Here is a 13,212-nt window from a genome sequence, read left to right on the forward strand (position 1 = left end):
AGTAGCATCAGTGGAGCCACCGTTGTACCATCTGGGGTATGAAGGTAAGTGTGAGCCTCCCCCAGGAAGACATCGCCTTCGTCGACGCATACGCCGCCAGGGCCGAGATCGAGTCGCGATCGGCCGTGATACACGCAGCGATCGAGTTGCTGCGCGCCTCGGAACTCGAACAGGACTACACCGCCGCCTGGCAGGAGTGGGACGAGGACGAGGACGCGGAACTGTGGGACGCGACCGCTGCGGACGGGCTCGGCGATGCGGCGCGGTGACATCTATCTGGTCGATCTGGACCCGACCCGCGGCAGCGAGGCGAACAAGGCACGCCCCGCCGTCGTCGTCTCCAACGACGCGGCCAACCGTTCAGTGGACCGCGCCGGCCGGGGTGTGCTGACCGTGGTGCCCGTGACGTCCAACACCTCACGCGTCTACCCGTTCCAGGTGCTCCTCAAGGCGGCGGACTGCGGACTGCGCAAAGACTCCAAAGCCCAGTGCGAACAGGTGCGCTCCGTGGCCGTGGAGCGGCTGCTGCGCCGGGTCGGTGTGCTGCCGTCGCACGTCCTGACCGACCTCGACACCGCCCTGCGCCGGCATCTGGCCCTGTAGGGCTCCCGCGCCTGCTCAGGAGCCGTCCGTCTCCTCGGCGACCCAGGCCAGGTAGTCCGCGCCGCCGCGGACGACCGGGGTGGCGATGATCTCGGGGGTGTCGTAGTCGTGCGCCGCGCGCAGATGCGCCTCCAGGGCGTCGTAGCGGGCCGCCGCGGTCTTCAGCAGCACCTGCCACTCGGGCTCGGCGCGCACCTCGCCCTCCCACCGGTAGACCGAGGTCACCGGGCCGGAGATCTGGGCGCACGCGGCGACGCGGGCCTCCACCGCGCCGCGCGCCAGCGCCTCGGCCTTCTCCCGGCTGTCGGTGGTGGTCAGCACCGTCAGGACGCCCGTCTGCGCCATGGCCGCCGCTCCTCTTCCTCTTCCTCGCCGCCTTCGCGGTCCTGCCCGCCCACCGTAGCCGCGGCAACCGCGGCACGGCCCGGTCGGCCCACCCGGTCCCTCGGCGCCCCCCGGTCCGCGCCTCCCGCCGCCCGGGGGCTCACTCCTGAGTGGTATTCCAGGACTCTTTTCGGATAAGGCGGTTGACCGCGTCGGCCGTCGGCGCGTTGTCTGCCGGTGGTACGGGCCGCTCCCGGGCCACCCCGGGCGGCTCCCCCTCCCGTCCTCCCCCCTCTCCCGGAGCCACCACATGACCGCTGCTCCCCGCCCCCGGGCCGAGACGCCACCGGAGCGCCCCGGCCGCCCTGACCTCTCCGGCCGTCCGGGCCGCCCCGGCCGCGCTCGCCACACCCCGCTGTACGGTCCGGGCCTCGACGGCGACGGCCTGCCCGCCCTGTACGAGCGGCTGCGCGCGGAGCACGGGCCGGTCGCGCCCGTCGCCCTGGCCCCGGGGGCGCACGCCTGGCTGGTCATGGGCTACGAGGAGCTGCTGCGGGTGGCGCGCCGCGAACAGGACTTCAGCCACGACCCGCGGCACTGGCGTCCGCTGCGCGAGGGGCGGGTGCCGGCCGACTCCCCGCTGCTGGCGTTCCTCGGCTGGCGTCCGGCGCTGATGTTCGCCGACGGGCGGCGGCACCGGCGGATGCGGTCGGCCGTCGCCGACGCGCTGGGCCGGGTCGACGGCGGTGAGCTGGGCCGCCTGGTGCGGGACACCGCCGACCGGCTGATCGACGCCTTCGCCGGGCGGTACGAGGCCGACCTCGTACCGCACTACGCGCACCGCCTGCCGGCGCGGGTCGTCGCCCGGCTGCTGGGCACGGGCGAGCGGGACGGACGGCGGCTGGCGGAGGCCGTCGCCGGCACGGCCGCCGCCAACGCCGACTCCGTCCACGCCGGCCGCCGGCTGGAGCGCGTCCTGCTGGCCCTGGTGAGGGAGAAGCGGTGCGCGCCGGGCCCCGACATCACCTCCTGGCTGCTGACGCACCCCGCCTCGCTGCGCGAGGAGGAGGTGCTGCACAACCTGGTCGTGACGGTGGTGGCGGCCCACCAGACGACGAAGAACTGGATCGCCACCACGCTGCGCCTGCTGCTGACCGATCCGGCCCTGCGCTCCTCGCTGGACGGCGGGCACCTGACCCTGGACGAGGCGCTGGATCTGGTGCTGTGGCGGTTCCCGCCCACCCAGAACCTCCCCGGCCGCTACGCCCTGCGCGACGTCCGGCTGGGCCGGCAGGAGGTGCGGGCCGGGGACATGCTCGTGCTGGGGCTGGCCGCCGCGGGCCGCGATCCCGGGGTGCTGCCCGCGTGCGGGCGGCCGGTGACGGGCAACCGCGCGCATGTGGCGTTCGGCGCGGGACCGCACGCCTGCCCGGCCCAGTCGCAGGCCCGGCTGATCGCGCGTACGGCCGTGGAGGTGCTGCGGCGGCGGCTGCCGGGTCTGCGGCTGGCGGTGCCCGAGGAACGCCTGGCCTGGGCGTCGTCGCCGTGGACCAGGGGCCTTGCGTCGCTGCCCGTACGGCTGGCGCCCTGAGGGCTCGTCCGGAGACGGACGGCTGCGCCCGGGGCTCACAGCCTCCGGCCGGGTGCGCTGAGGGCGGTGTTGCCGCCGGGAAACAGCGGTGATCCGGGCGGGAAACAGCCGCGCCGCACGCTTTCCGCATGACCTCGACGAAGCGTGTGGTGGTGATCGGCGGCGGGATGGCCGCCGCCCGGCTCGCCGGGCAGCTCTCCGCCGCCGGCGCCCTCGGTACCGCCGGCGGTGGCGGCTCCGGGGGCGCCGGCTCCGGTGGCGCGGCCGTGGATCTGACGGTCGTCGGCGAGGAGCCCCACGCGCCGTACAACCGGGTGCTGCTGGCCGGGGTGCTGGCCGGGCGGTACGAGCCGGAGGTGATCGGTCTGCCCGCACCGCCCGCCGCACGCTGGCTGCGCGGTGTGCGGGCGGTGCGGCTGGACCGGGCCGAGCGTCTGGTGCGGTGCGACGACGGCTCCTCCCTGCCGTACGACACCCTGGTGCTGGCCACCGGCTCCAACCCGGTGCTGCCGCCGCTGCGCGGGCTCTTCCCCGACGGCGGGCACGAACCGCCCCGCGGCGTACGCCCCTTCCGCACCCTGGCCGACTGCCGGGCGCTGGAGGCGGAGGTACGGCCCGGGGCGCGGGCCGTCGTCGTCGGCGGCGGCCTGCTCGGGGTGTCGGCCGCCCGCGCGCTGGCCGGGCGGGGGGTGCGCACCGTCCTGGCCCACCAGGGCGAGCACCTCATGGAGCGTCATCTGGACGCCCGCGCCTCGGCGCTGCTGCGCGGGCATCTGGAGGGGCTGGGCGTCGAGGTCCACACCGAGTGCCGCGTCCGCGGCCTGCTGACCGCGGGGAGCGGCGGGAGGGAGGGCGCCGGCGAGGGGGCCGTGACCCGCGGCGTGGAACTGGCCGACGGCTACCGGCTGGAGGCCGAACTGGTCGTCCTCGCCTGCGGGGTGCGCCCGCGGACCGGGCTCGCCCGGGCGGCCGGGCTGGAGGTCCGCGAGGGGATCGTGGTGGACGACGAGCTGCGCACCGGCGATCCCCGCGTCCACGCCGTCGGCGACTGCGCCGAGCACGCCGGGACGGTCTACGGGCTGGCCGGCGCCGCCCAGGAGCAGGCCGACGCGCTGGCCCGCGTCCTGCTGGCGGACCGTGTGGCGGACAGGGCCGCGGACAGGACGGCCGCCGGTGCACGGTCCCCCGCCTACACCGGCACCCGGGCGCTGACCCGGCTGACGCTGGCCCCGCCCCCCTCCGGGCCCGGAAGCGCGCTGGACCTCGCCGCGTTCGGCGAGACCGTGCCCCGTGCGGGCGACGACGTCGTCCGCCTCGCCGACGCCACCCGCAGCGTCTACCGCAAGGTCGTCGTCCGCGGCGACCGGCTGGTGGGCGGGATCCTCCTGGGCGATCTCGGCACCGTCGGCGCCCTCGCCCGCGCCTGGGAGGGCGGCGAGCCGCTGCCCTCCGCCCCGCTGCTCCACCTGCTCACCAACGATGGAGGCCTGTAGACATGCCACGGACGCCACGCCCCACGATCGTGCTCGTCGGGCACGGGATGGTCGGACAGCGGTTCCTGGAGGAGCTCGCGAGCCGGGAGGTGACCGGGCGGGCCCGGGTGGTCGTGCTGTGCGAGGAGCCCCGGCCCGCCTACGACCGCGTGCGGCTCACCTCGTACTTCTCCGGCCGCACACCCGAGGAGCTGTCCCTGGTGGACGAGGGCTTCATGGAGCGGCACGGCATCGAGCTGCGCCTGGGCGACCCGGCGGTCGCGATCGACCGCGAGGCGCGCACGGTGACCTCGCGCGCCGGGCTGGAGATCGGTTACGACACGCTGGTGCTGGCCACCGGCTCCTACCCGTTCGTGCCGCCCGTGCCGGGGAGCGACAGCACCGGCTGCTTCGTCTACCGCACGGTGGAGGATCTGCTCGCCATCGAGGAGTACGCGGGAAGGAGCCGGGTGGGCACGGTCGTCGGCGGCGGCCTGCTGGGCCTGGAGGCGGCCGGCGCGCTCGGCGGGCTGGGCCTTGAGACCCACATCGTGGAGTTCAACCCGCGTCTGATGGCCCTCCAGGTCGACGAGGGCGGCGGCGCCGCCCTGCGCCGCACCGTCGAGGGGATGGGCCTGACCGTCCACACCGGCGTGGGCGGTCAGGAGATCACCGCCGGCCCGGACGGGGCCGTCACGGGCATGGCGCTGTCGGACGGCTCGCGGATCGCCACCGATCTGGTGGTCTTCTCGGCGGGCGTACGCCCCCGCGACGAGCTGGCCCGCGACTGCGGCCTGGCGGTCGGCGAACGCGGCGGGGTCGTCGTGGACGAGCGCTGCCGCACCGCCGACGCGGCGGTGTACGCCGTCGGCGAGTGCGCCAGGACCGTGGACGGCATGGTGTACGGCCTGGTGGCGCCGGGCTACGAGATGGCGCGGGTGGCGGCCGACGCGATCGCCGGCGAGATGGGCGGTACGGAGGGCGCGGGGGACGCGGGGGCGTCCTTCACCGGCGCCGACACCTCCACCAAACTCAAGCTGCTGGGTGTGGACGTGGCCTCCTTCGGCGACGCGCACGGAAAGACCGAGGGCTGTCTGGACGTCGTCTACTCCGACTCCCGGGCGGGGGTCTACAAGAAGCTGGTGGTCGCCGCCGACGGCACCCTCCTGGGCGGTGTGCTGGTCGGCGACGCCGAGGCGTACGGCACGCTGCGCCCGCTGACCGGCAGCGTCCCGCCGGTGGCGCCCGAGCAGCTCGTCCTTCCCGCCGGGGCCGGGGCGCCCGCGGCGCTGGGGCCGTCCGCGCTGCCGGACGAGGCGGTGGTGTGCAGCTGCCACAACGTCACCAAGGGCGCCGTCCGCGCGGCCGTCACCGAGCACGCGTGCACCACCGTGCCCGAGGTGAAGAAGTGCACGAAGGCGGGCACCGGCTGCGGAAGCTGTGTGAAGGTGCTCACCGCTCTCGTCAACGACGAGCTGGAGGCGGGCGGCGTCACCGTCGACAAGGGCCTGTGCGGCTGCTTCGCCCACACCCGCGGCGAGCTGTACGAGATCGTCCGCACCCGGCGGCTGTCCACCTTCGCCGAGCTGCTGGACGGCCACGGCCGCGAGGAGGCCCGCGGCGGGGAGGGCTGCGAGGTGTGCAAGCCGGCCGTCGCCTCGATCATCGCCTCGCTCGCCCCGGTGCTGGGGGCCAGCGGCTACGTACTGGACGGCGAGCAGGCGGCGCTGCAGGACACCAACGACCACCATCTGGCCAACATCCAGCGCAACGGCTCCTACTCGGTCGTGCCGCGCATCCCCGGCGGTGAGATCACCCCCGAGAAGCTGATCGTGATCGGCGAGGTGGCCCGTGACTTCGGTCTCTACACCAAGGTCACCGGTGCTCAGCGGATCGACCTGCTCGGCGCCCGCGTGGACCAGCTCCCGGCGATCTGGGCGCGGCTGGTGGAAGCCGGTTTCGAGTCCGGCCACGCCTACGGCAAGGCGCTGCGCACGGTGAAGTCGTGCGTGGGGCAGACCTGGTGCCGCTACGGGGTGCAGGACTCGGTGCGCATGGCCATCGACCTGGAGCTGCGCTACCGGGGCCTGCGCGCGCCGCACAAGCTGAAGGGGGCGGTCTCCGGCTGTCAGCGCGAGTGCGCCGAGGCCCGCGGCAAGGACTTCGGGGTGATCGCCACGGCGAACGGCTGGAACCTGTACGTGGGCGGCAACGGCGGCGCGACCCCGCGCCACGCCGACCTGCTGGCCAAGGACCTGTCGGACGCCGAGCTGGTCCGGCTGATCGACCGCTTCCTGATGTTCTACATCCGCACCGCCGACCGGCTGGAGCGCACCGCCGCCTGGCTGGAGCGGATCGAGGGCGGCCTGGACCATGTGCGCGACGTGGTCGTGCACGACTCGCTGGGGCTGTGCGCCGAACTGGAGGAGCTGATGGCCGGCCATGTGGCGAACTACCGCGACGAGTGGGCCGCGACGCTGGAGGACCCCGAGCGGCTGCGGCGCTTCGTGTCCTTCGTCAACGCCCCCGACGCGCCGGATCCGTCGGTGCGGTTCGTCGCCGAGCGCGAGCAGGTCCGGCCCGATCTGACGCTCCTGTCCGGCCCCGACATCCCCGTCCGCACGCTCGAAGCCCTCGAAGGGAGCACGGCCCGATGACCACTGTGACCACTGTGACCACCGCGACGACCGAAACGACGGCCGCGGCCACGACCACGGCCGGGGCGCGGGTGGAGGTGCGCGCCGGCGGCGGCTGGGCCGCGGTGTGCGGCCTGTCCGATCTGGTGCCGGGGCGGGGGGTGGCGGCGCTGCTGCCCGACGGCCGGCAGGTCGCCGTGTTCCGGGACCGGGCGGGCCGGACGTACGCCGTCGGCAACCGCGACCCGTTCACCGGCGCCCAGGTGCTCTCGCGCGGGCTGCTGGGCTCGGCCGGCGGCCGGGCGTTCGTCGCCTCCCCGCTGCTCAAGCAGCGCTTCGAGCTGGCCACGGGCCGGTGCCTGGACGACGAGGCGGTGTCGGTGCCGGTGTACGCCGTCCGCACCCGGTGAGGAGCCCCGAAGGGGCGGCGGGAACCGCCGGGGAACGTCGAAGGACCCCGGCCGCGGCCAGTGTGGGGCGGGCCGCGACCGGGGCCCGGCTCTGGGGCCCCTCCGGCGAACAGCCCCGTCCGGCGCGCCGGCCGCCCTGCCCCGGCGGCCCGGCGCACCGGACGGGAGCCGGTGTCAGCCCGCGGCGCACTCCTGTCCGCCGAGGCTGACGCGGGTGCCGTCCTGGGCGGCGCCCCCGCTGGTCTGGAAGCCGAAGGAGACCGTCCCGCCGGCCGGGACCGTGCCGTTGTAGGCGGCGTTGGTGACGGTGACGGTGCGGCCGCTCTGCGAGAAGGAGCCGTTCCAGCCGTTGGCCAGGCTCACCCCGGCCGGCAGGTCGAACTGCGCGCGCCAGCCGCTGAGGGCCTGTCCGGTGCGGACGGTCACGGAGACGACCGAGCCGGTGTCCCAGCGGTTGGAGACGGTGAAGACGGCGGAGCAGTCGCCCGTGGGCGGCTCGGGGTCGCCCGGGTCATCGGGGTCGCCCGGGTCGTCCGGGTCGCCGGGGCCTCCGCCCGCCGCGACGAAGGCGTCGCGCAGCGCGTCGTAGGCCGGCTTGGGCCGGTAGTTCTCGTCCCAGGGGCAGGCGGCGCCCTCTCCCGGGAAGACGTCCGGGACCCAGGAGTCCCGGTCGCTGACGCCCCAGACGGTGATGCCGGAGCAGCGGGAGACCGCCAGGCAGGCGTCGGCCACCGCGCGGTAGTCGCGGGCCTGCTGCTGGAGCTTGGAGCTGTCGGACGGCATCCGCATCCGGATGTCCAGCTCGGTGACCGCGACCTCCAGGCCCAGGTCGGCGAAGCGCTGGAGGTTCTGCCGGATCGCCTGGCCGTTGACGTTGCCGACGATGAGGTGGCTCTGGAAGCCGACGCCGTCGATCGGCACGCCCTGCGCCTTCAGGTCCCTGACCAGCCGGTACAGGCCGTCGCTCTTCGCGTTGGCCGTCTCGGTGTTGTAGTCGTTGATGAACAGCTTGGCGTCCGGGTCCGCGGCGCGGGCGGCCCGGAAGGAGTCCGCGATGTAGGACGCGCCGAGCTGCTGGTAGAACTTGCTCTGCCGGAGCGAGCCGTCCTCGTTGAACACCTCGTTGACCACGTCCCAGCGCTGGACCTTGCCCTTGTAGCGGCCGGCCTGGGTGGTGACGTGGTCGGTCACGATGGTGCGCAGCTCGGTGTCGGAGAACGACCCGTTCTGCAGCCAGCTCGGCATCTGGCTGTGCCAGACCAGGGTGTGGCCGTAGACGAGCTGGTCGTTGGCCTGGGCGAACTGGACCAGGCGGTCGCCCCCGGCCCAGTTGAACTGGCCGCGCTGGGGTTCGACCGCCTCCCACTTCATGGCGTTCTCGGCGGTGACGCTGTCGAACTCGGTGCTGACGATGTCGCTGTAGGTCCCGTTGCTCAGCAGGCCGTCGTTGACGGCCGTGCCGATGAAGCGGCCGGTGGACTCGGCGACCTCGCGCAGGGAGGGGTCGGCCGCCTGGCTCGGGGCGCTGAACCCGAAGGTCAGGGCCGCGGCCGCGGCGGAGGCGGCTACGGTTGCCCGCGCTAAGCGGCGTACGGTGCTTACACGGTGTTGCCTCATGCTGGGGTGTCCCTCTCTCGACTCCCCGGAACTCTTTCCGGAAGACTGTTGGAAGGTTTCGAGGGTGCGCCGGGAACGGTAGAGCCGATGGGAACGCCCGTCAACGGTGTGCGCGTGTGAAGGAGAGAGCATGGGAGACGGCATGACGGACGGCACGGTCGCCGCGGCCGGCAAAGTCGCGGAGCAGAGGATGGCACCCAAGGTGGAGCAGAAGGTCACGATCACGGCGATCGCCCAGGAGGCGGGGGTCTCGGTCCCCACGGTCTCACGCGTGGTCAACGGCCGCTCGGACGTCGCGCCCGCGACCCGGGCCAGGGTCGAGGAGCTGCTGCGGCAGTACGGCTACCGCCGCCGCACGGCCTCCTCCGGCGACCGGCCGGCCCTGATCGACCTGGTCTTCAACGACCTCGACAGCCCCTGGGCGGTGGAGATCATCCGCGGCGTGGAGGAGACCACGCACGAGGTCGGCTTCGGCACGGTGGTCTCGGCCATCCACGACCGCGCGGGCTCGGCCCGGCAGTGGATGCGCAACCTGCGGGCCCGCGCCTCCGGCGGCGTGATCCTGGTGACCTCGGTCCTGGAACCGGTCCTCCACGAGGAGCTGCACCGCCTGGGCGTGCCGCTGGTGGTGGTGGACCCCTCCGGCTCCCCGGCCCTGGAAGCGCCGACGGTGGGCGCCACCAACTGGGCCGGCGGCATGTCCGCCACCGAGCACCTGCTGGAGCTGGGCCACCGCCGCATCGGCTTCATCGCCGGGCCGCCCAGACTGCTGTGCAGCCGCGCCCGGCTGGACGGCTACCGCGCCGCGCTGGAGGCCGCCGGCGTCGGAGTGGACGACCGGCTGATGGTGCCGGGCGACTTCTACCACGAGGCCGGCTTCACCGGCTGCAACCGGCTGATGGACCTGGAGGAGCCGCCCACCGCCCTGTTCGCCGCCAGCGACCAGATGGCGCTGGGCGCGATCGAGGCGCTGCGGCGGCGCGGGATGCGGGTGCCGGAGGACGTCAGCATCGTCGGGTTCGACGACCTTCCGGAAGTGCGCTGGTCCGCTCCGCCGCTGACGACGGTGCGTCAGCCGCTGGTGGAGATGGGCAAGGTCGCGGCCCGCACCGTACTGCGTCAGGCCAGGGGCGAGGAGATCGACTCCCCGCGCGTGGAACTCGCCACTGAGCTGGTCGTTCGCGCCAGCACGGCGCCGCTGCGGGACTGACGCGGGCAGCGGACCGGACAACTCCATATAACGGGCGCATCACGCTGCCGGGCCTCGGGTCCTCTTTTTTGTCAGACCTGTTGACACCGCTGGAGCGCGTACGTACTTTCCCACCACCACTACCGATAATTTTCGGATTCCTTCCGGAAGGTACGCGATGCGAACAGCAGTGCAGGGCTCGGCCGCAAGAGGCCGCAAGGGATTCGGGCGGCGCCACGCCGCCGGGCTGACGGCGGCGGTGCTGGCCGCCTCCGTACTCACCGCCTGCGGCAGCGGTGGGCCGGGCGAGGAGAAGGCCGGCGGAACCCTGAAGGTCTGGGTCTACCAGGACGCCTCGACCAAGGTGCAGCGCGAGGCCGTCGAGCGGTTCAACAAGACCTCCGACGTCAAGGCCGAGCTCGTCGAGGTGCCCGGCGAGGGCTACCAGGACAAGATGCGCAGTGCGATGGGCACGCCCAACGCGCCGGACGTCTTCTTCAACTGGGGCGGCGGCAGCATCAGCAACTTCGTCGAGAAGGACATGCTGGTCGACCTCACGCCCGAGATCCAGAAGGACGACAAGCTCAAGGACGCGTTCCTGCCCTCGATCCTCAACGCGGGCAAGGTCAACGACAAGATCTACGGCGTCCCGATGCGGGGCATGCAGCCGGTGGTCCTCTTCTACAACAAGGACGTCTTCGAGAAGGCCGGCGTCCAGCCGCCCGAGTCCTGGGACGACCTGCTGGAGCTGGTCGACACCTTCAAGAAGGAGGGCGTCACCCCGTTCGCGCTCGCCGGCACCGACGCCTGGACCGAGCTGATGTGGGTCGAGTACCTGCTGGACCGCATCGGCGGCGCCGAGGTCTTCCAGCGCATCCAGGACGGCGACTCCTCCGCCTGGGGCGACCCGGCCGTGCTGAAGACCGCCGAGACCATCCGCGACCTGGTGGACCGCGGGGCGTTCGGCAAGAACTACGCCTCGGTCAACTACACCGCCGACGGCGCCTCCACGCTCTTCGCCAAGGGCAAGGCCGCCATGCACCTGATGGGCAGCTGGGAGTACTCCAACCAGCAGGCCAACCAGAAGGAGTTCGCCGACAAGGGCCTGGGCTGGACCACCTTCCCCGCGCTCCCCAAGGGCAAGGGCGACCCCAAGAACGCGGTGGGCAACCCCACCAACTTCTGGTCGGTCAACTCCAAGCTGAAGGGCGCCGAGCGCGAGGCGGCCCTGGAGTTCGTCAAGACCGCCGCCGAGGACTGGTACGCCAAGGCCCTGGTGGACAACGGCGACGTGCCCACCAACTCCGGTTCCGAGGACATGCTCACCGGGCACCCCGCCCCCGACTACGCCCTCTTCCAGTACGACCTGGTGCGCGACGCCCCGAACTTCACCCTCTCCTGGGACCAGGCGCTGCCGGCGCAGCAGGCCTCGCCGATGCTCACCAACATCCAGAAGCTCTTCAACAAGCAGATCAGCCCCGAAGAGTTCGTCGACGCCATGAAGGCCCTGAAGTGAAGCAAGCACCAACCGCGTCGCCGCGCGTGGGCCGCCCGGGCATTGCCTGGGCGGTCCCCGGCGTGCTGTTCTTCGTCCTGTTCGCCGTCGGCCCGATGGTGCTGGTCGGCTATCTGTCCTTCACCGACTGGGACGGCCTCGGCGACTTCCCCTCGATCAGCGGAACGGGCAACTGGGAGCGGCTGTTCGACGACCCCACCATGCGGCAGGCCATCTGGCTGAGCATCCTGCTCACCGGCGTGAGCTGGCTGATCCAGACGCCCGTCGCCCTGCTGCTGGGCGTGTGGTCGGCCGGCCGGCAGAAGAACCGGGCCGTCCTCAGCGCGATCTTCTTCCTTCCGCTGCTGGCCTCCTCGGTGGCGCTGGCGCTGCTGTGGAAGTCGCTGCTGGACCCCAACTTCGGCCTGATCTCCGACATCGGCCCGTGGCTGGGGATCGAGGACGGCAACCTGCTCGGCACCGGTGACGGCGCCTTCGCCGCCGTCGCCTTCGTCGCCGCCTGGCAGTTCATCCCGTTCCACACCCTGCTCTACCAGGGCGGCGCCCGGCAGATCCCCAAGTCCTTCTACGAGGCCGCCTCCATCGACGGGGCGAGCACCGTACGGCAGTTCTTCTCCATCACCCTGCCGCAGCTGCGCAACACCATCATCACCTCCTCGGTGCTGATGGTCGTCGGCGCGCTGACCTTCTTCGACACCGTCCTCATCCTGACCGAGGGCGGGCCGGGAACGGACACCACGATCGTGCCCTACCTGATGTACGAGACCGGCTTCCAGGCGTACGACATGGGCTACGCCAGCGCCATCGCCACCACCTTGGTGATCGTCGCCACCGCCATCTCCCTGCTGATGGTCCGGGTGACCGGCTTCAGCAAGATGCGCAGCACCCGGGAGGGGATGTGAAGACCGCCACCAGGCCGGGGCACCGGCCCTCCCCCGCCGCCGAACGGGCCGAAGCGCCCCAGAAGCGCAACGACCGGGGTCTGCTCGGCAGGCTGCGCCGCCTCCGCAAGTGGAACATGCCCGCGGGCGTCGCCTCCGTTCTCTGGCTGGTCGTCGTCGGCCTGCCGCTGTACGTCCTGGTCCTCACCACGCTGCGGGACCGCGACTCCTACTTCGACGAGGGCGCGCTGAGCCTTCCGGCGAACCTCACGCTCGACAACTACCGCACGGTGCTGGAGAGCGACTTCCTCACGTACCTGTTCAACACCGCGGTCGTCACGGTCGCCACCGCGGCGATCGTCATCGTGCTCTCGGTTGGCATCGGCTACACCGTGGTGCGCACCCTCAGCCGGACCTCGCAGCGGATCTTCCAGTTCTTCCTGCTGGGCCTGGCCATCCCCGCCCAGGCGGTGATCATCCCCATCTACCTGCTGATCACCCAGATGCAGCTGTACGACAGCCTGCTGGCGATCATCCTGCCCGTCTCGGCGTTCTGCCTGCCGGTGTGCGTGCTGATCCTGTCCTCCACGATGCGCGACATCGAGGAGGAGATGTACGAGTCGATGGCCCTGGAAGGCGCGAGCCAGACCCGCGTCCTGCTCCAGCTCGTCGTGCCCCTGTCCCGGGGCGGGATCTCCACCGTCGGCGTCTACGCGGCGCTGCAGGCCTGGAACAACTTCCTCTTCCCCCTGATCCTCACCCAGTCGCGCGAGAGCCGGGTCCTCACCCTCGGCCTCTACGACTACGTCGGCCAGTTCCGGGTGGACATCCCCGCGCTGCTCGCCGCGGTCGTGCTGTCGATCGTGCCGATCTTCGTCGTTTACCTCTTCGCGCGCCGTCAGCTCATCAACGGCCTCATGGGCGCCGGCGGGCGCTGAGTCCCACGGGGACGCGCGAGACACGCTGACGCCTG

At 72.7% G+C, this 13,212-nt stretch carries 12 protein-coding genes; 10 read left to right on the plus strand and 2 right to left on the minus strand.

The features are described 5' to 3' along the window. Positions 1-38 precede the first annotated feature (38 nt). Complete coding sequence (locus ACW69E_RS00145) at positions 39-269, plus strand: ribbon-helix-helix domain-containing protein (RefSeq protein ID WP_457496112.1); 231 nt, start codon at positions 39-41, stop codon at positions 267-269. Next, on the plus strand, positions 256-603 hold the full coding sequence (locus tag ACW69E_RS00150; protein ID WP_457496113.1) for a type II toxin-antitoxin system PemK/MazF family toxin: 348 nt from the start codon (positions 256-258) through the stop codon (positions 601-603). Before ACW69E_RS00145 ends, ACW69E_RS00150 begins: the two co-directional genes overlap by 14 nt. A 15-nt stretch (positions 604-618) precedes the next feature. On the opposite strand, the gene cutA is transcribed toward ACW69E_RS00150, so the two are convergent. Then, positions 619-948: a divalent-cation tolerance protein CutA gene (cutA, locus tag ACW69E_RS00155; RefSeq protein WP_457496114.1), complete on the minus strand. Its 330-nt coding sequence runs from the start codon at positions 946-948 to the stop codon at positions 619-621. Between the two features lie 289 nt (positions 949-1,237). On the opposite strand from cutA, the gene ACW69E_RS00160 reads away from it, so the two are divergent. The 4 genes from ACW69E_RS00160 to nirD all read left to right on the plus strand — a co-directional run bounded on the left by ACW69E_RS00160 (position 1,238) and on the right by nirD (position 7,036). Further along, positions 1,238-2,518, plus strand: coding sequence for a cytochrome P450 (locus ACW69E_RS00160; protein ID WP_457496115.1), 1,281 nt, complete (start codon positions 1,238-1,240; stop codon positions 2,516-2,518). A gap of 128 nt (positions 2,519-2,646) precedes the next feature. Further along, a complete protein-coding gene (locus ACW69E_RS00165) occupies positions 2,647-4,011 on the plus strand; it encodes an NAD(P)/FAD-dependent oxidoreductase (RefSeq protein WP_457496116.1) in 1,365 nt (454 codons plus the stop codon). A 2-nt stretch (positions 4,012-4,013) separates the two neighbouring features. Beyond that, on the plus strand, positions 4,014-6,647 hold the full coding sequence (gene nirB, locus ACW69E_RS00170) for a nitrite reductase large subunit NirB (RefSeq protein WP_457496117.1): 2,634 nt from the start codon (positions 4,014-4,016) through the stop codon (positions 6,645-6,647). After that, positions 6,644-7,036: a nitrite reductase small subunit NirD gene (gene nirD, locus ACW69E_RS00175; RefSeq protein WP_457496118.1), complete on the plus strand. Its 393-nt coding sequence runs from the start codon at positions 6,644-6,646 to the stop codon at positions 7,034-7,036. The genes nirB and nirD overlap by 4 nt, the downstream gene beginning before the upstream one ends. 174 nt (positions 7,037-7,210) lie before the next feature. On the opposite strand, the gene ACW69E_RS00180 is transcribed toward nirD, so the two are convergent. Next, positions 7,211-8,653 (minus strand): endo-1,4-beta-xylanase, encoded by a 1,443-nt coding sequence (locus ACW69E_RS00180; protein ID WP_457496119.1) that lies wholly within the window; start codon positions 8,651-8,653, stop codon positions 7,211-7,213. A gap of 190 nt (positions 8,654-8,843) precedes the next feature. Between ACW69E_RS00180 and ACW69E_RS00185 the strand changes: the two genes are divergently transcribed. The 4 genes from ACW69E_RS00185 to ACW69E_RS00200 all read left to right on the plus strand — a co-directional run bounded on the left by ACW69E_RS00185 (position 8,844) and on the right by ACW69E_RS00200 (position 13,177). Beyond that, positions 8,844-9,863, plus strand: coding sequence for a LacI family DNA-binding transcriptional regulator (locus tag ACW69E_RS00185; protein WP_457496390.1), 1,020 nt, complete (start codon positions 8,844-8,846; stop codon positions 9,861-9,863). Positions 9,864-10,101: 238 nt separating this feature from the next. Continuing rightward, complete coding sequence (locus ACW69E_RS00190; protein WP_457496391.1) at positions 10,102-11,358, plus strand: ABC transporter substrate-binding protein; 1,257 nt, start codon at positions 10,102-10,104, stop codon at positions 11,356-11,358. Continuing rightward, on the plus strand, positions 11,355-12,260 hold the full coding sequence (locus tag ACW69E_RS00195; protein ID WP_237878531.1) for a carbohydrate ABC transporter permease: 906 nt from the start codon (positions 11,355-11,357) through the stop codon (positions 12,258-12,260). The genes ACW69E_RS00190 and ACW69E_RS00195 overlap by 4 nt, the downstream gene beginning before the upstream one ends. Further along, a complete protein-coding gene (locus ACW69E_RS00200) occupies positions 12,257-13,177 on the plus strand; it encodes a carbohydrate ABC transporter permease (RefSeq protein WP_457496120.1) in 921 nt (306 codons plus the stop codon). Before ACW69E_RS00195 ends, ACW69E_RS00200 begins: the two co-directional genes overlap by 4 nt. The last annotated feature ends 35 nt before the right edge of the window (positions 13,178-13,212 follow it).

The organism is Streptomyces sp. SS8, assembly GCF_054072955.1.

Excerpts from the sequence above, each read along its gene's own strand:
- ACW69E_RS00185 (WP_457496390.1), top strand. The coding sequence starts at position 8,844 with ATGGCACCCAAGGTGGAGCAGAAGGTCACGATCACGGCGATCGCCCAG.
- ACW69E_RS00150 (WP_457496113.1), top strand. The coding sequence starts at position 256 with ATGCGGCGCGGTGACATCTATCTGGTCGATCTGGACCCGACCCGCGGC.
- cutA (WP_457496114.1), bottom strand. The coding sequence starts at position 948 with ATGGCGCAGACGGGCGTCCTGACGGTGCTGACCACCACCGACAGCCGG.
- nirB (WP_457496117.1), top strand. The coding sequence starts at position 4,014 with ATGCCACGGACGCCACGCCCCACGATCGTGCTCGTCGGGCACGGGATG.
- nirD (WP_457496118.1), top strand. The coding sequence starts at position 6,644 with ATGACCACTGTGACCACTGTGACCACCGCGACGACCGAAACGACGGCC.
- ACW69E_RS00165 (WP_457496116.1), top strand. The coding sequence starts at position 2,647 with ATGACCTCGACGAAGCGTGTGGTGGTGATCGGCGGCGGGATGGCCGCC.
- ACW69E_RS00145 (WP_457496112.1), top strand. The coding sequence starts at position 39 with ATGAAGGTAAGTGTGAGCCTCCCCCAGGAAGACATCGCCTTCGTCGAC.
- ACW69E_RS00160 (WP_457496115.1), top strand. The coding sequence starts at position 1,238 with ATGACCGCTGCTCCCCGCCCCCGGGCCGAGACGCCACCGGAGCGCCCC.
- ACW69E_RS00180 (WP_457496119.1), bottom strand. The coding sequence starts at position 8,653 with ATGAGGCAACACCGTGTAAGCACCGTACGCCGCTTAGCGCGGGCAACC.